Annotated in this window: 13 protein-coding genes and 1 pseudogene; 9 read left to right on the top strand and 5 right to left on the bottom strand. The window is 70.0% G+C overall.

The annotated features are described in order from the left end of the window. Positions 1-187, bottom strand: a pseudogene (locus tag VFJ94_RS04030) (tRNA-specific adenosine deaminase); the annotation flags it as partial. A gap of 17 nt (positions 188-204) precedes the next feature. Here VFJ94_RS04030 and upp point away from each other — a divergent pair. The 4 genes from upp (at position 205) to VFJ94_RS04010 (ending at position 3,798) form a co-directional block, all read left to right on the top strand. Continuing rightward, complete coding sequence (gene upp / locus VFJ94_RS04025) at positions 205-843, top strand: uracil phosphoribosyltransferase (RefSeq protein ID WP_325002905.1); 639 nt, start codon at positions 205-207, stop codon at positions 841-843. Between the two features lie 452 nt (positions 844-1,295). Further along, the gene (locus VFJ94_RS04020; RefSeq protein WP_325002904.1) at positions 1,296-1,445 is read left to right on the top strand and encodes a hypothetical protein; all 150 of its coding nucleotides are present in this window, start codon (positions 1,296-1,298) and stop codon (positions 1,443-1,445) included. A 17-nt stretch (positions 1,446-1,462) separates the two neighbouring features. Continuing rightward, entirely contained in the window at positions 1,463-2,188 is a 726-nt protein-coding gene (locus VFJ94_RS04015; RefSeq protein WP_325002903.1) for a PH domain-containing protein, read from the top strand. A 116-nt stretch (positions 2,189-2,304) separates the two neighbouring features. Further along, complete coding sequence (locus tag VFJ94_RS04010; protein WP_325002902.1) at positions 2,305-3,798, top strand: amino acid permease; 1,494 nt, start codon at positions 2,305-2,307, stop codon at positions 3,796-3,798. On the opposite strand, the gene pntB is transcribed toward VFJ94_RS04010, so the two are convergent. From pntB to VFJ94_RS03990, 4 genes are all read right to left on the bottom strand, one after another. Further along, on the bottom strand, positions 3,785-5,155 hold the full coding sequence (gene pntB, locus VFJ94_RS04005; protein ID WP_325002901.1) for a Re/Si-specific NAD(P)(+) transhydrogenase subunit beta: 1,371 nt from the start codon (positions 5,153-5,155) through the stop codon (positions 3,785-3,787). The genes VFJ94_RS04010 and pntB overlap by 14 nt on opposite strands. A gap of 3 nt (positions 5,156-5,158) precedes the next feature. Further along, positions 5,159-6,706 (bottom strand): Re/Si-specific NAD(P)(+) transhydrogenase subunit alpha, encoded by a 1,548-nt coding sequence (locus VFJ94_RS04000; RefSeq protein WP_325002900.1) that lies wholly within the window; start codon positions 6,704-6,706, stop codon positions 5,159-5,161. Positions 6,707-6,810: 104 nt separating this feature from the next. After that, positions 6,811-8,208: an MFS transporter gene (locus VFJ94_RS03995; RefSeq protein ID WP_325002899.1), complete on the bottom strand. Its 1,398-nt coding sequence runs from the start codon at positions 8,206-8,208 to the stop codon at positions 6,811-6,813. Continuing rightward, the gene (locus VFJ94_RS03990; RefSeq protein ID WP_325002898.1) at positions 8,205-9,554 is read right to left on the bottom strand and encodes an MFS transporter; all 1,350 of its coding nucleotides are present in this window, start codon (positions 9,552-9,554) and stop codon (positions 8,205-8,207) included. Before VFJ94_RS03990 ends, VFJ94_RS03995 begins: the two co-directional genes overlap by 4 nt. A 182-nt stretch (positions 9,555-9,736) precedes the next feature. Between VFJ94_RS03990 and VFJ94_RS03985 the strand changes: the two genes are divergently transcribed. Genes VFJ94_RS03985 through narI form a run of 5 tightly spaced genes read left to right on the top strand, consistent with a single transcriptional unit; the run spans position 9,737 to position 17,351 of the window. Then, positions 9,737-10,537, top strand: a complete 801-nt coding sequence (locus VFJ94_RS03985) for a helix-turn-helix transcriptional regulator (protein ID WP_325002897.1) — start codon at positions 9,737-9,739, stop codon at positions 10,535-10,537. Next, complete coding sequence (locus VFJ94_RS03980; RefSeq protein WP_325002896.1) at positions 10,534-14,244, top strand: nitrate reductase subunit alpha; 3,711 nt, start codon at positions 10,534-10,536, stop codon at positions 14,242-14,244. Before VFJ94_RS03985 ends, VFJ94_RS03980 begins: the two co-directional genes overlap by 4 nt. A gap of 1 nt (position 14,245) precedes the next feature. Beyond that, positions 14,246-15,895: a nitrate reductase subunit beta gene (gene narH / locus VFJ94_RS03975; RefSeq protein WP_325002895.1), complete on the top strand. Its 1,650-nt coding sequence runs from the start codon at positions 14,246-14,248 to the stop codon at positions 15,893-15,895. Continuing rightward, entirely contained in the window at positions 15,892-16,614 is a 723-nt protein-coding gene (gene narJ / locus VFJ94_RS03970; protein WP_325002894.1) for a nitrate reductase molybdenum cofactor assembly chaperone, read from the top strand. The genes narH and narJ overlap by 4 nt, the downstream gene beginning before the upstream one ends. Next, positions 16,611-17,351 carry a respiratory nitrate reductase subunit gamma gene (gene narI / locus VFJ94_RS03965; protein ID WP_325002893.1) on the top strand — a complete coding sequence of 247 codons (741 nt, stop codon included), beginning with the start codon at positions 16,611-16,613 and terminating at the stop codon, positions 17,349-17,351. The genes narJ and narI overlap by 4 nt, the downstream gene beginning before the upstream one ends. Positions 17,352-17,563: the final 212 nt, after the last annotated feature.

The raw sequence follows: 17,563 nt of genomic DNA, 5'->3' as shown, positions 1-17,563 counted from the left end.
CGCGCTCCTCGCGGACGTTGCGGCCCCGCCCGGCGAGGGTGCCGTCGGGGGCGATGACGACGGCGCCGACCGGCACGTCCTCGGAGCCGGCCATGGCGCGCGCGAGGGCGAGCGCCTCCCCGAGCCAGGCGGCATACGCCGGCGGGGTCGTCCGGGCGCCCGAGGAGGTCTCCGGCCTGTCCTTCACCCGCTAAGTTTCCACCCATGGAGGTCTCCGTAGCCGACCACCCGCTCATCGCGCACAAGCTGACCTACCTGCGCGACGAGCGGACGGACAGTCCCACCTTCCGCCGCCTGGCCGAGGAGCTCGTGACGCTCCTCGCCTACGAGGCGACCCGGGAGGTGCGGGTGGAGCCGTTCGAGATCCGCACGCCCGTCGCCTCGACGACGGGCATCAAGCTGGCCAAGCCCAAGCCGATCATCGTGCCGATCCTGCGCGCCGGGCTCGGCATGCTCGACGGCATGGTGCGCCTGCTGCCGAGCGCCGAGGTCGGTTTCCTGGGGATGATCCGCGACGAGGAGACGCTGGAGGTCTCGACCTACGCGAACCGGCTGCCGGACGACCTCACCGGCCGCCAGGTCTTCGTCCTCGACCCCATGCTCGCCACCGGCGGCACTCTCGTCATGGCCATCGACTACCTGACCGGCAAGGGCGCCCGGGACATCACGGCCGTGTGCCTGCTCGCCGCGCCCGAGGGCATCGCGCACCTCGACAGAGAGCTCGCCGGTGCCGGAATCCCGGTCAAGGTGGTGCTCGGCGCCATCGACGAGCGGCTCAACGAAAAGGGCTACATCGTGCCCGGGCTCGGCGACGCCGGTGACCGTCTCTACGGCGTGGTCTGACCCGAGGGCGTATGCCGCCGAGCCCGCCGTCAGCGGACCTGACCCTGGGCGGTTGGTCGCCGCGAGGAGTGGATCAGCTGAGCGCAGAGGCACCGCGTGCGTGGCCGGCATCCGGTAGACGGCGTAGGCCGCGACCTGGGCCGTGTGGCGAGAATAGGGTCGTCCGCGGGTGCCACCGAGCGGTAGCGGGCGACCAGGGAGGCGGTCGCGCGGGCGAGTTCGGCCTCCCGCAGGCCGCGCCCCGCGGCTGCGAGGGGCCTCCGCAGCGCCGGACCGAGCGGCTCCTGCGCCTCGCGCGACATGCCGCGACCCTATCCGGGCCGCCACGCGACACGCGGCCGATGCTCGTGAGCCGCTGGCACCACATCCGGCACACTGGTCACAGAGTCTGCCGTGGAGACCCCCTGCGGCCTGTCGCCGTTGGAGGAGTGGAAGTGGCCAAGGTCAGGAAAGTGCTCCTCTGGATCGTCCTCGTGTTCTTCGTCTACGCGGTCTTCACGTCCCCGGAGAAGGCGGCCGACATCGTCACGAACATCTGGGGTGTCATCCTCGACGGCTTCAACGCGATCGTGCGCTTCTTCAACTCGCTGCTCAACCGCTGATGCCCGGCTGACCCGCCATGGACCACCTCCGGCAGGACGACCTGCTGCCCCCCGGGCTGGTTCCCTACCTGCTTCCGGGCGAGGTCATCGTCGTGGCGGCCCACCAGCACTGGGCCAGGGTCGCCGAGCCGGTCGCGACGACCACGCTCGCGCTCGTCGTCGCCCTCTTCGTCGACGCCAGCCTCACGAGCGCGACCCGCTCCGTGGGCACGGTCGTGTGGCTGGCCTTCCTCCTGGTCGTATGCCGCCTCGTGTGGCGGCTGCTCGAGTGGCGACACGACTGGTTCGTCGCGACGGACAAGCGGCTCCTGCTGCTGCACGGCCTGCTGACCCACAAGGTCTCGATGATGCCGCTCGTCAAGGTGACCGACATGAGCTACGAGCGCTCGCTGCCCGCGCGGGTGCTCGGCTACGGCCGCTTCATCATGGAGAGCGCCGGCCAGGACCAGGCGCTGCGGGTCGTCAGCTGGGTCGCTCGCCCGGACGAGACCTACCGCGCCATCTGCGGAGAGATGTTCCCCGTGTCCGGCGGCACGAGAGGGGCCGCGCACCGGGTGGACGACGGCGGCCTCGACGAGGCGCCGGACGTCCCCCAGGGGCACGGCGGCGCGCACCGCGGCGCCGACTCCCACTCGCGCGCCATGCCGGTCCACGGCGGCGAGTCCCTCTACGAGAGCGAGGACCTCCGCCAGCGCCGACGGGGACCCGACACCGGGCCCATCCCGGCGGACCCGGACGACTGAGCGACAGGGTAGCGGCCGGCCGGTGCGCCGGCAGCGGTCGCCAACCGGGCATCGGGCCTGCCGCGGGACTACCGTGATTCGGACCACGAGGCGCCCGAGTTCACCAGGAGGGTCCGATGAGCCTGTTTCGCACCAAGTCCATCGAGGAGTCGCTCGCGGCATCCCACGAGGAGGGGCACTCGCTCCGCCGGAGGCTGAGCGCCTTGGACCTGACCGTCTTCGGCATCGGCGTCATCATCGGCGCCGGGATCTTCACCGTCACGGGGCGTGCGGCGAAGGACTACGCAGGGCCCTCGATCGTCCTGTCCTTCGTCCTGGGCGCGGTGGCCTGCGCGCTCGCCGCCCTGTGCTACGCCGAGTTCGCCTCGACCGTGCCGGTGTCCGGATCGGCCTACACGTTCTCCTACGCGACCCTCGGGGAGATCGTCGCGTGGATCATCGGATGGGACCTCCTGCTCGAGCTCATGCTCGGCGCGAGCGTCGTGGCGCAGGGCTGGTCGCAGTACCTCATCACCTTCCTGACGCAGGTGGGCGTCACGTGGCCCGCCTCCGTCGGCCCGGGCTCGCACTTCGACCTCGCCGCGTTCCTCCTCGTGGGCGCCCTCGCCGCGCTCGTGGCCAAGGGCATCAAGGAGTCGCTGCGCGTCAACCTCGCCCTCGTCGCGCTGAAGCTGCTCATCGTGCTGTTCGTCATCTTCGCCGGCATCTCCTTCGTCAACACGGCGAACTGGTCCCCCTTCATCCCACCGTCCGCGCCCGGCGGGGCGACGGCGTCCGGCCTCACGACCCCCCTGCTCCAGGTCCTCACCGGCATGACACCCGCCACCTACGGCGTCATGGGGATCATGGCGGGCGCCTCCATCGTGTTCTTCGCCTACATCGGCTTCGACGTGGTCGCCACGACTGCCGAGGAGGCCAACAACCCGCAGCGGGACCTGCCCATCGGCATCATCGCCTCCCTCGCCATCTGCACCGTGCTCTACGTCGCGGTCGCCCTCGTGCTGACCGGCATGCAGAAGTACAGCGACATCGACTCCAAGGCCGCGCTCGCGACCGCCTTCACCCACGTCGGCAGGGACGGCTTCGCGACGCTCATCTCCGCCGGCGCCGTCGCCGGGCTCACGACGGTCGTCATGACCCTGCTGATCGGCGCGGTCCGGGTCGTCTTCGCCATGAGCCGCGACCGGCTCCTCCCGGAGAGGCTGTCTCGGACCAGCGAGCGCACGGGCACCCCCATCTCGCTGACGCTCATCATCGGGACCACGGTCGCCCTCATCGCCTCGCTCACCCCCATCGGCAAGCTCGAAGAGATGGTCAACATCGGGACCCTCACGGCGTTCATGCTCGTCTCGCTCGCGGTCCCGATGCTGCGCCGCAGCCGGCCGGACCTGCATCGGTCCTTCCGCGTCCCGGGCAGCCCCGTCGTGCCGATCCTGTCGGCGCTCGTGTGCTTCTACCTCGTGCTCAACCTCAGCATCGAGACGTGGATCCGGTTCATCGTGTGGATGGCGCTGGGCTTCGTCGTCTACTTCGCCTACTCGCGCCACCACAGCCGGCTCGCGGGCCGCGACGAGGTGCGCCAGCCCGCGCTGGACGTCAAAGGGCCTTGATGATGTCCTCGACGCGGTCCTTGGCGTCGCCGAAGAGCATCGCGGTGTTCTCCCGGAAGAAGAGCGGGTTCTGCACGCCGGCATACCCGGCGTTCATCGACCGCTTGAAGACCACGACGTGCCTGGCCTTCCACACCTCGATGACCGGCATCCCGGCGATGGGGCTGGTCGGGTCCTCCTCGGCGGCCGGGTTGACGGTGTCGTTGGCGCCGATGACGAGCACGACGTCGGTGTCGGGCAGGTCCGGGTTGACCTCGTCCATCTCGAGGACGATGTCGTAGGGCACTCGCGCCTCGGCCAGGAGCACGTTCATGTGCCCGGGCAGGCGGCCGGCCACCGGGTGGATCCCGAAGCGCACCGTCACCCCACGCTCGCGCAGCTTGGCGGTGAGCTCGGCGACCGGGTACTGCGCCTGCGCGACCGCCATGCCGTAGCCCGGCGTGATGACGACCGACTGGGCCGACGTGAGCAGGTCGGCCACGTCCTCGGCGGTGGTCTCGCGGTGGTCGCCGTAGTCGACGTCGGCGTTGCCGACCGCCCCGTCGGAGCCGAAGCCGCCGGCGATGACGGAGACGAAGGACCGGTTCATCGCCCTGCACATGATGTAGGAGAGGTAGGCACCGGAGGAGCCGACGAGGGCACCGGTGACGATGAGCAGGTCGTTGCCGAGCATGAAGCCGGCGGCGGCCGCGGCCCACCCGGAGTAGGAGTTGAGCATCGAGACGACGACCGGCATGTCCCCACCGCCGATGGAGGCCACGAGGTGCCACCCGAAGAGCAGGGCGGTGACGGTCATCACGGCCAGCGGCACGATGGACAGCGTGGCGACGAACCACACGAGCAGGCCCGCGGAGACCACGAGCGCCGTGAGGTTGAGCCAGTGCCGGGCCGGCAGCATGAGCGGCCGGGAGGACATCCGCGCCGAGAGCTTGAGGAAGGCCACCACGGAGCCGGTCAGCGTCACCGCCCCGATGAAGACCCCGAGGAAGACCTCGACGCTGTGCACCGCGTCCGACTCGCCGGACAGGTAGGAGTTGTAGCCCACGAGCACCGCGGCGAGGCCGACGAAGCTGTGCAGCATCGCGATGAGCTCCGGCATACCGGTCATCTGCACCCGCCTGGCCCGGCGGATGCCGACGGCGGCGCCGACCGCCATGGCGACGGCGATCGCGACCCAGTTGAGCCATTCGGCCCGCTGTCCCGCCAGCCACAGCGTGCCGAGGAGCGCGACGCCCATGCCGACCATGCCGAGGACGTTGCCCTCCTTGGCCGTCTCGTGCCTCGACAGGCCGGCGAGGCTGAAGATGAAGAGCAGGGCGGCGATGATGTATGCCGCGTTGATGAGGGACAGGGCCATCGCTCAGCCTTTCCTGAACATCGTCAGCATGCGTCGGGTCACGAGGAAGCCGCCGAAGATGTTGATGCTCGCGACGAGGGTTGCGGCGAAGGCGATGACGGCCACGGCCGGGCTCGAGCCGAACCGGCCGGTGCCGAGCTGGATGAGGGCACCGACGACGATGATGCCGCTGATGGCGTTGGTCACCGACATGAGCGGGGTGTGCAGCGCGTGGTGCACGTGGCCGATGACGTAGAAGCCGACCACGACCGCCAGCGCGAAGACGGTGAAGTGTCCGAGGAAGGCCGGCGGCGAGACGGCCGCGACGAGCGCGAAGAGGACCGCGGCCACGGCCATGGCGACGTAGCGCCTCCGGGGGTCCGGTGGCCGCGGCGGCTCCTTCGCCGGCGCGGGCGCGGGCGCGGCGACCGGCATGGGCGCCGCGGAGACCTGGACGGGAGGCGGGGGCCACAGCACCTCGGAGTCGCGGACCACGGTCATGGCCCGCTGGACCACGTCGTCGAGGTCGAGGACGAGCCGCCCGTCCTTGCCCGGGGTGAGCAGCTTCATGAGGTTGACGAGGTTCGTGCCGTAGAGCTGGCTGGCCTGGGTCGGCAGCCGTGCCGCGAGGTCGGTGTAGCCGATGATCTTCACGCCCTGAGGCGTGACGACGAGCTCGTCCGGGACCGAGCCCTCGACGTTGCCGCCGTTGGCGGCCGCCATGTCGACGATGACGCTGCCCGGCCTCATCGACGCCACCATGTCGGCGGTGAGCAGGCGCGGGGCCGGCTTCCCGGGGATGAGGGCCGTCGTGATGACGATGTCGACCTCACGGGCCTGCTCGGCGTAGAGGGCCGCCGCCCGCCGGTTGAAGTCCTCCCCCATCTCGCGGGCATAGCCGGTGGCGCTCGGTCCCTCGCCGGCCATGTCGATGGCGAGGAACTCGGCGCCCATCGACTCCACCTGCTCGGCGACCTCCGGCCGCGCGTCGAAGGCGCGCACGATGGCGCCGAGGCTGCCCGCGGTGCCGATGGCCGCGAGACCGGCGACGCCCGCGCCGATGACGAGGACCTTGGCGGGCGGGACCTTGCCCGCGGCCGTCACCTGCCCGGTGAAGAAGGAGCCGAACTCGTGGGCCGCCTCGATGACCGCGCGGTAGCCGGCGATGTTGGCCATCGAGGAGAGCACGTCGAGCGACTGCGCCCGGCTGATCCGGGGGACGGCGTCCATGGCGAGGGCCGTGACCCCCGCGGCGCGCAGCTCCTCCACGAGGCCCGGGTTGAGCGCCGGGCTGAGGAGGCTGACGAGCACCGCGCCCCGCCGCAGCTGCCCGATCTCTCCCGGCTCGGGCGCGTTGACCTTGTGCACGATGTCGGCGCCCCACGCGATGACGCGGTCGACCACCCGGGCGCCGGCCGCGGCATACGCCTCGTCGGAGAAGCTGGCTGCCTCCCCGGCGCCGCTCTCGACGACCACGTCGTAGCCCAGCGCGACGAGCTGGCCGACGGTCTTGGGGGTCGCGGCGACGCGCGTCTCCCGGGCACGGGTCTCGCGGGGGACACCGATCTGCACGGCGGCTCCTTCTCCAGGCGGCGGGCACTGCCGTCTCGCAACCTATGACATCGGGCCGCCCGTCGCAGGGATGTGACGCGAGGGTCACATCCCGTATGCCGCGATCAGCTCGGCTTGGGTGCACCCGGCCGGGCGTAGCGCAGCCAGACGATCACCGTGCACATCACCGCCCACGCGATCCCGATGGCGTAGAACGCCGTGGGCGACATGAGGGTCAGGCCCACGCCGAAGAGGAACGGCCCGAAGGCCGCGATGGCGGCGGTCCAGCCGATGACCCCACCGGCCTGCCGGCGCTCGAAGATCATCGGCATCTGCTTGAACGTCGACGCGTTGCCGATGCCGGCGAAGAGGAAGATCACGAGCATCCCCCAGAGGAACCTGTTGAAGCCCCCTTGGAGGGCCGCCGCCGACGACGTGTCGGGGACGAGGCCGGTGATCGTGAAGGCGATCGACGCGATGAGGCCGAGACCCGAGACGAGGGACCACTTGGCCCCTCCCATCCGGTCCGTCAGCGGTGAGAAGAGGACGCGGGCGCCGGCACCGACGAGGGGGCCGAGGAAGACGTACTTGACCGGGTCGGGCACCGTGTACCCCGCGACGAGGACCTGTGCGGCCGCGCCGGTGCCGGAGACGATCTCGGCGTTGCCGGCACCGTAGAGGTTGCTCATGAGCAGGCCGAACTGGGCCGAGAGCCCCGAGAAGGTGCCGAAGGTCATGATGTAGATCAGCGTCATCCACCAGGTGTCCTGGTTCTTGAAGATGTCGAGCTGCTGGCGGATGTTCGCCTTGACCGGCACGGACTTGAGCAACGTCCATGCGAATCCGGCGCCGATGAGCAGCAGGGGGATCCAGATGAACGCGGCGTTCTGGTACCAGACTTCGGTGGACGGCTTGCCGGTCACCTTCATCTGCTGCGAGGCGCCGAGGAAGCCGACGAGGCCGAAGCCGATGAGCCACGGGGTGAGCAGCTGGACGAGGGAGACGCCGAAGTTGCCGATGCCGGCCTGCAGCCCGAGGGCCGTGCCCTGCATCCGCCGCGGGAAGAAGTAGGACGTCGAGGGCATGAAGCCGGAGAAGGCGCCCCCGCCGATGCCGGCGAGGAAGGCGAGGACGGCGAGCTCCCAGAAGGGTGCGGTCGGGCGCTGCACGCGCACGCCCCAGCCGAGGATCGGCGCAATGAGCAGCAGCGTCGTGAAGGTGACCATCTTGCGGGTGCCGAGGATGGGGGGCAGGACCATCCAGACGATGCGCAGCAGCCCGGCCGACAGGCCGGGGATGGAGGCGAGCCAGTAGAGCTCGGACTTGGTGAAGGTGTAGCCGAGGGCGTTGAGCTTCGGGACGATGGCGCTCGGCAGGAACCAGGCGACGAAGCACATCGTGAGGGTGAACGTGGTGATCCACAGGGTCCTCCACGCGAGGGCCTTGTCCCACGTGGCCTCGTTCTCCGGGTCCCACGAGGCGAGCCACTCGCCTGACGTGCGAGCTGCCGTTGTGCTGGTCATGCGCGTGCCTCCACGGGCTGGTTGGTGGCCCCCACCGGGGGCGCGTCGGGAATGTGGCCGGGGATGGGCTGTTCGAAGTGGTCGGTCAGCTGCGGTGACTCGGCGTGGAGCATGGACACGACCGTCACGTGCATCCACCCGAAGCAGCCGAGGGTGAGCAGGAAGAGGACGAAGAAGGTGCTGGACGGGAAGCCGGACCACGCCTTGGTGTAGGCGAACAAGGGCGGCAGGAAGAACCCGCCCAGGCCGCCGAGCATCCCGACGAGCCCGCCGACGGCACCCACGCTGCCCGGGAAGTACTCCGGAATGTGCTTGTAGACCGCGGCCTTGCCGATGCCCATGGCGCAGCCGAGGACGAAGACGAGGGCGACGAACGGGACGAGCCCCAAGGCGTAGGCGAGGTGCTCGGTCTCCCGGCCGTCCGCGTGCTCGATGACCAGGTGCCCGTTGGGCATCATGAGGATGCCGCTCACGACGAGCATCACGGCGAAGGTGAGGTACATCGCGCGCCGGGCTCCGAAGCGGTCGCTGACCCACCCGCCGAACGGGCGCAGGAGCGAAGCCGGGAAGATGAAGGTCGCCGTGAGCAGGGCCGCCGTGCCGAGGGATACGCCGAAGGTGTCGACGTAGTACTTCGGCAGCCACGCCGACAGGGCGACGTACGCGCCGAACACGGCGACGTAGTAGAGCCCGAACCGCCAGACCCGCAGCTGCCGCAGCGGCCGGAGCATCTCGGGCAGCGGCGTCTCCGCTCCGGCGACCCGGTCGTGGCGGGGCGTGAGGCCCATGGTCAGCAGCGCGAGCAGGACGAGCAGGACGGCATAGATGACGGGCACCAGCCGCCAGCCGCCTTCGATGCCGAAGACGTAGGTGGCTCCGGCGGTCCCGGCGATGAGAGGCGGGCCGATGAACTTCGTGACGGATGCGCCGACGTTGCCGGCGCCGAAGACGCCGAGCGCGAGGCCCTGGTGCTCGCGGGGCGTCCACGCGGAGTTCCAGGCGACGCCGACGCTGAAGGAGTTGCCGGCGAACCCGACGAGGAAGGCGAGCAGCAGGAGCATCCCGTAGGAGGTCGCACGCGAGACGAGGAGGGCCGGGACCGCGGTCGCCAGCAGCATGGCGACCATGACCTTGCGGCCGCCGACCCGGTCGGCGAGCATCCCGGCCGGCAGCCGCCACAGCGAGCCGTTGAGCACGGCCACGGCCGAGACCCACGCGAGCTCCACGTCGCTGAGCCCGAGCTCCTTCTGGATGGGGATGCCGAGGATGCCGAACATGAGCCACACCGCGAACATCACGGTGAAGGCCAGGCTCGACAGGACGAGGACGCGGGTGCGTCCGGACATGCGTTCCATGCGGGGTGCCGCCTTGGTCGTTTTAGATGAATGAGATCCTTTAAATGTGATCGATGGCAGCGTACACCCTCCGACGCGTGCTCGTACCACAGCCAATCCATGGTTGAATGGACGGAACGCCCTCCTCTAAATACGTCACGAGGGTGTTGTCTAAATCGGAAGGAGGCCGGCGTATGAGCTCCAGCGGGGGGTCGGGCGTCGACCTGCTCAGCTCGCAGGTCCGACGCCGGATCGTCGACACTCTCGCCAACCTGCCGTCCACGCCAGATGGCTCCGGAGGGCTGCGCCCGGCAGAGGGGCTGAGCGCGCAGGACCTGGCGGAGCACCTCGGGCTCCATGTGACGACCGTGCGCTTCCACCTCGACCAGCTCGTCTCAGGCGGCCTGCTGACGTCGCACTTCGAGCCGCCCGTGGGCGCCGGGCGACCCCGCAAGCTGTATGCCGTGGAGCCCGGGTCGCTCGAGACCGTCTCCACCGAGGACTCCTACCGGATGCTCTCCGGCCTCCTGGTCGAGTCCTTCCGGACCCAGCCCGACGGCCGGCAGCTCTCCCCCGAGGAGGTCGGCGTCCGCTGGAGCCACGACCGAGTGGCCGAGGAGGACCTCGACCCGGCCGACCAGGCTCCGGCGCGCACCGCCGGACAGTGGCTGGGCAAGGTCGGCCACATGGTCGACCTGCTCCGGGAATGGGGCTACGTCCCCGAGGTCTCCACGACCGACGGGGGCCGCACGGCCAACGTGTCCCTGCACGACTGTCCCTTCCTCAGCCTGGCCCGCGACAACGTCGCAGTCGTCTGCGGCATCCACCGCGGACTCATCCGCGGCGTCATGCAGAGCCTCGGCGAGGAGTCGACCACGGTCGGCCTGACCCCCCTGGTCGGTCCCAACCTCTGCGTCGCAGCGCTCACCTCCAGCACCCCCTTCACCTCTCACCGCGCCCGGAACGCAAGCCCCGACAAGGAGACCCGTCCATGAACAGTCCCGTGACCCCCACCGCGCCCGCGGGATTCGACGGACCGCTCAGCGAGGCCCTGGTGGGCACGCGCCGCTTCTTCACGAGGGCGACGGTGTCCGCGGACAAGCGGTCCATGGAGGCTGTGGGCGGGCGGTCCGGCGACGCGTTCTACCGGGACCGGTGGAGCCACGACAAGGTCGTGCGCTCCACGCACGGCGTCAACTGCACCGGGTCGTGCTCGTGGAAGGTCTACGTCAAGGACGGGATCATCACGTGGGAGGCGCAGCAGACCGACTACCCGAGCGCGGGGGCCGACCGCCCCGACTACGAGCCGCGCGGCTGCCCCCGGGGCGCGGCCTTCTCGTGGTACACGTACTCGCCCACTCGCGTGCGCTACCCCTACGTGCGCGGTGTGCTGCTCGAGATGTTCCGCGAGGCCCGGGCGCGCCTCGGTGACCCGGTCGACGCCTGGCGCGAGGTCACCAGCGACCCCGAGCGGGCCCGGCGCTACAAGGGGGCCCGCGGCAAGGGCGGGCTGGTGCGGGCGACGTGGGACGAGGCCGCCGAGCTCGTGGCGGCGGCATACGTCTCGACCATCAAGCAGTGGGGACCCGACCGGATCGCCGGCTTCTCGCCCATCCCCGCCATGTCGATGGTGAGCCACGCGTCCGGCTCGCGCTTCACCCAGCTCGTCGGTGGCGCGATGCTCTCCTTCTACGACTGGTATGCCGACCTGCCCGTCGCCTCCCCCCAGATCTGGGGCGACCAGACCGACGTGCCGGAGTCCGGCGACTGGTGGGACGCCGGCTACCTCATGATGTGGGGCTCCAACATCCCCGTCACCCGGACGCCCGACGCGCACTGGATGGCGGAGGCGCGCTACCGCGGGCAGAAGGTCGTCGTCGTCGCGCCGGACTACGCCGACAACGTCAAGTTCGCCGACGAGTGGCTCGCCGCCGCGCCGGGCACCGACGGTGCACTGGCCATGGCGATGGGTCACGTCGTGCTCAAGGAGTTCTTCGTCGACCGGCAGGTGCCCTTCTTCACCGACTACTGCCGGCGCTTCACCGACCTGCCCAACCTCGTCACCCTCGAGCCGACCCCCGACGGATCCCGCTATCGCGCAGCCAAGTTCGTCACCGCAGCCGACCTCGGTGGCGCGGCCGCGGAGAGCGAGCACGCCCACTTCCGCACAGTCGTCGTCGACGAGGCCACGGGCAGGCTCACCTGCCCGAACGGCTCGCTCGCCGACCGGTTCGGCCCGGAGGGCGCCGGGAAGTGGAACCTCGACCTCGGCGACACGGTGCCCGCGCTCAGCCTGCACGCGACGGCCGAGGACTCCGTGCTCGTGGAGTTCCCGCGCTTCGACGAGGGTGACCCGACGGCCGAGGCGCGCGGCGTGCCCGTGCGCCGGGTCGGGGACCAGCTCGTGACGACGGTCTTCGACCTTCTCCTCGCGCACTACGGCGTAGCCCGGGAGGGTATGCCGGGCGCCTGGCCCACCGGCTACGACGACGCCGATGCGCCCTACACGCCGGCCTGGCAGGAGCCGATCACCGCGGTCCCGGCCGAGGCGGTCGCCCGGATCGCGCGGGAGTTCGCGCAGAACGCCGTCGACACTCAGGGCCGCTCGATGATCATCGTCGGGGCCGGGGCCAACCACTGGTTCCACTCCGACACGATCTACCGCGCCATGCTGCTCCTCACGACGATCACCGGCTGCCAGGGCCGCAACGGCGGCGGCTGGGCCCACTACGTGGGCCAGGAGAAGGCGCGGCCGGTCACCGGGTGGGCCCACCTCGCCATGGGCCTCGACTGGAGCCGCCCGCCGCGGCAGATGATCCAGACCGCCTACTGGTATCTGCACACCGACCAGTTCCGCTACGACCACTACCAGGCCGACCGGGTGGCCGCCGCCACCGGCGACGGGCGCTTCTCCGGCCTGTCCACCGCGGACACCCTCGCCCTGTCCACGCGGCTGGGCTGGATGCCGTCCTACCCGAGCCTCAACCGCAGCTCGATCCAGGTGTGCGCCGACGCGGATGCCGCCGGGCAGAGCGTGCCCGACTACGTCGTCGAGCAGCTGAAGTCAGGGGGCCTGCGCTTCGCCGTCGAGGACCCCGACGCGCCGGAGAACTTCCCCCGGATCCTCACGATGTGGCGCGCCAACCTCCTCGGCAGCTCCGCCAAGGGCAACGAGTACTTCCTTCGGCACCTCCTCGGCACGGACAGCGCGCTGAGTGCTGTCGACGCGCCCGAGCACCTGCGGCCGCGCGACATCGTCTGGCGCGACGAGGCGCCGCAGGGCAAGCTCGACCTGCTGTGCACGCTCGACTTCCGCATGACGAGCTCGACGATCTTCTCCGACGTCGTGCTGCCCGCGGCGACCTGGTATGAGAAGCACGACATCAACACCACGGACATGCACCCGTTCATCCACTCGTTCAACCCGGCGATCAACCCGCCGTGGCAGACGAAGACCGACTGGGACATCTTCCAGGTGATCGCCGAGAAGTTCTCCGCCATGGGCGCCAAGCACCTCGGGGTCGTCAAGGACCTCGTCGTCGCCCCGCTCCTGCACGACACCCCGGACGAGCTCGCCACGCCGCACGGGAAGGTGCTCGACTGGAAGGCCGGCGAGTGCGAGCCGGTCCCGGGCAAGACGATGCCGAAGCTGCTCGTCGTGGAGCGCGACTACGGCGCCATCCACGACAAGATGATCGCGCTCGGCCCGCTGCTCGACACGCTCGGCACGACGACGAAGGGCATCACCTACGACGTCGGGCGCGAGGTCGACTACCTGCGGCGCAAGAACGGCGTCCTCCACGGCGGCGTCAAGGAGGGCCGGCCGAGCCTCGTCACCGGGATCCACGCGGCCGAGGCGGTCATGGCCCTGTCCGGCACGACGAACGGCCACCTCGCGACCCAGGGCTTCAAGACCCTCGAGGCGCGGACCGGCCACGAGCTGCACGACCTCGCCGCCGAGCACGAGGGCAAGCAGATCACCTTCGCCGACACGCAGGCCGCGCCCGTGCCCGTCATCACCAGCCCCGAGTGGTCCGGCTCGGAGACCGGCGGTCGCCGCTACAGCCCCTTCACCATCAACGTGGAGCGGCTCAAGCCGTGGCACACCCTGACCGGTCGCCAGTCCTTCTACCTCGACCACGACTGGATGCTCGAGCTCGGAGAGGGCCTGCCGGTCTACCGGCCGCCGCTCAACATGACCGAGCTCTTCGGCGAGCAGCCGATCGGCGAGGTGAGCGAGCTCGGGGTGTCGGTGCGCTACCTCACGCCCCACAACAAGTGGTCGATCCACTCGGAGTACCAGGACAACCTCTTCATGCTCTCGCTGGCCCGGGGCGGGCAGGCCGTCTGGATGTCCGACCGTGACGCGGCCAAGATCGGGGTCAAGGACAACGACTGGATCGAGGCGGTCAACCGCAACGGCGTCGTCGCGGCGCGAGCGATCGTCAGCCACCGCATGCCGGAGGGGACCGTCTACATGCACCACGCCCAGGACCGGCTCATCGACGTGCCCCGCACCGAGACCAACGACAGGCGGGGCGGCATACACAACTCCCTGACCCGCATCCTCATGAAGCCGACCCACCTCGCGGGGGGCTACGCGCAGCTGTCCTTCGCCTTCAACTACCTCGGGCCGACGGGCAACCAGCGCGACGAGGTCACGGTCATCCGGCGCCGCCGCAACCAGAACGTGGAGTACTGACATGAAGATCATGGCGCAGATGGCGATGGTGATGAACCTCGACAAGTGCATCGGCTGCCACACGTGCTCCGTGACGTGCAAGCAGGCGTGGACCAACCGCGCCGGCATGGAGTACGTCTGGTTCAACAACGTCGAGACACGGCCGGGCCTCGGCTACCCGCGGACCTACGAGGACCAGGACGTCTGGGAGGGCGGCTGGACCCGCAAGCCCAACGGGCGGATCACGCTCCGGTCCGGCAGCCGGTGGAAGAAGCTCGCGAGCATCTTCTCCAACCCCAAGCTGCCGTCCATCGAGGACTACTACGAGCCCTGGACCTACGACTACGCCACGCTGCTCAACGCCCCTGCGCAGAAGCACTTCCCGGTCGCGCGCCCCATCTCGCTCATCTCCGGCAAGGCGATGAACATCAGCTGGTCGGCCAACTGGGACGACAACCTCGGCGGCAGCCAGGAGCACGCCAAGCGCGACGTCATGCTCCGCGGCATCGAGGACAAGGTGAAGTTCGAGTTCGAGCAGACCTTCATGTTCTACCTGCCCAGGATCTGCGAGCACTGCCTCAACCCGAGCTGCGCCGCCAGCTGCCCGAGCGGCGCCATCTACAAGCGCAGCGAGGACGGCATCGTCCTCGTCGACCAGGACAAGTGCCGCGGCTGGCGGATGTGCGTGTCCGGGTGCCCGTACAAGAAGGTCTACTTCAACCACAAGACCGGCAAGGCCGAGAAGTGCACCTTCTGCTACCCCCGCATCGAGGTGGGCATCCCGACGGTGTGCGCGGAGACGTGCGTCGGCCGGCTGCGCTACATCGGCCTCATGCTCTACGACGCCGACCGGGTGCTCGAGGCCGCTTCGGTCGAGAACGACTACGACCTCTACGAGGCGCAGCGCGACGTCTTCCTCGACCCCAACGACCCCGCGGTGGCGCGCGAGGCCGAGCGGGCCGGCATACCGCTGGACTGGATCGAGGCCGCCAAGAAGTCGCCCGTGCGCCGGCTCATCCAGGACTACAAGGTGGCCCTGCCGCTGCACCCGGAGTACCGCACCATGCCGATGGTCTGGTACATCCCGCCGCTGTCCCCCGTCGTCGACGTCGTGCGCGACACCGGCTTCGACGCGGAGGACAGGGGCAACCTCTTCGCGGCCATCGACGCGCTGCGCATCCCCGTCGAGTACCTCGCCAATCTCTTCACCGCGGGCGACGTCGCGCCCGTCAACGAGGTGCTGAAGAAGCTCGCGGCCATGCGCTCCTTCATGCGCGACATCAACCTCGGCGGCGACCCCGACGAGTCGATCGCCCAGGCCGTGGGCATGGACGGCGAGTCGATGTACGAGATGTTCCGCCTGCTCGCCATCGCCAAGTACGACGAGCGCTACGTCATCCCCACCGCACACGTCGAGCAGGCCCACGGGCTGGAGGAGCTCGCGACGGAGTGCCCGGTCGACTTCGACTACGAGGGCGAGTCGGGCACGTTCGGTGAGGGCTCCGGCGACCTCACCCCGGTCGCGGTCGAGAACTTCCGGATGCTCCAGGAGCGGCAGACCTCCGACCAGCTCGTCGGCGGTGGCAGCAAGCGGGGGAGGGTCAACCTGCTCAACTGGGACGGCAAGGGCGAGCCCCGGGGGCTCTTCCCGCGGCGCAAGGACCACCAGTGAACCCGTTCCGGCGCGCAGCCCGCGCGCAGACGTCCTTGCTCACCGAGGAGCAGACCCGCCTTGCGTGGCAAGCGATCTCGCTGCTGCTGGAGTACCCAGGGGAAGACGCCGGGCGCCGCTTCGAGGTCATCCGTGGCGCGGTGGGCAGCCTGCCCGACGCCGTCCGTATGCCGCTGACGTCCTTCCTCGACGCGGTGTCGGCCCGCCCGCTCGAGGAGGTGCAGCAGGACTACGTCGAGACGTTCGACCACACGCGGCGCTGCTGCCTCTACCTGACGTACTTCTCCTTCGGCGACACGCGGCGGCGCGGCGTCGCCCTCGTGCAGTTCAAGCAGGCCTACCGACGGGCCGGGGCGGACTTCGACGCGGACGAGTTGCCCGACCACCTCGGGGTCGTGCTCGACTTCGGCGCGACCGTCGACGTCGGCGCCGCCGCTGCCTTGTTGACCGACCACCGCGCCGGTGTGGAGATGCTACGGATCGCCTTGCAGGAGAGGGGCTCCATCTGGGCCGATCTCATGGTGGCCCTGTGCGCGACGCTGCCCGAGCTCGACGGCGACGGCCTCGCCGCCGTGCAGAAGCTCATCGAGGCCGGCCCCCCGCGGGAGGACGTCGGGCTCGACGGCTACGCGATGGACCCGCGCCTCAACCCTCGCCCCGAATCCGACCGCCCGGCCACCCCGCTCGGCCGCCACATCCCCGTTGGAGCACCCTCATGAGCACCTTCCTCTGGGTCATCGTCCCCTACGTGTGCCTCGCGATCTTCGTAGTCGGGCACTGGTGGCGTTACCGCTACGACAAGTTCGGCTGGACGACGCGCAGCTCGCAGCTCTACGAGTCGAGGCTCCTGCGGTGGGGCAGCCCGCTGTTCCACTTCGGCATGCTCGGCGTCGTGGGCGGCCACGTCATCGGGCTGCTCGTGCCCAAGGCGTGGACGGACGCCGTCGGCATCAGCGAGGAGGCCTACCACCTCGTGGCGCTCGTCGGCGGCATCATCGCGGGCCTCGCGACGCTTGTGGGCCTGGCCATCCTCATCTACCGCCGACGGACCGTGGGACCGGTCTTCTCGGCGACGACGCCCATGGACAAGGTGATGTACGCCTTCCTCGGCACCGTGATCGTCCTCGGCATCTGGAACACGATCGGGGCCAACATGCTCGGCATCGGGGCCGGGCCGGGCTTCAACTACCGCGACAACGTCTCACTGTGGTTCCGGGGCGTCTTCTCCGGCAACCCCGACCCGGCCTTCATGACGCAGGTGCCGCTCGGCTTCCAGCTGCACGCGCTGATCGCCTGCGTCCTGTTCGCCCTGTGGCCCTTCACCCGGCTCGTCCACGTGTTCTCCGCGCCGCTCGGCTATATCACCCGTCCCTACATCGTCTACCGCGGGCGCGACGAGCGCCCCGGCACCGGCGTCGGCAGCCGAGCCCCTCGGCGCGGCTGGGAGAAGGTCTGAGGCCCTCCTCCGCCCGCCCCCCTCGTCGAGTGACCACTTCCGCCCGCCCCCCTCGTCGAGTGGCCACTTCCGCCCGCCCCCCTCGTCGTGTGGCCACTTCCGCCCGCCCTTTCGTTCGGCCATCGACCGACGCCGGCGTGCACACGGACGACCATTGGTCCCACGTTGGCGACCTGGTGAGCACGCAGAATGCTGCGCGGCGGGACCAACGG

The sequence above is a fragment of the Intrasporangium sp. genome, from assembly GCF_035688975.1.
In the GTDB taxonomy this organism is placed as follows: Bacteria; Actinomycetota; Actinomycetes; order Actinomycetales; family Dermatophilaceae; genus CALMNV01.
The sequence above is the reverse complement of the archived record's forward strand: the minus strand, read 5'-3'. Positions and strand labels throughout refer to the sequence as shown.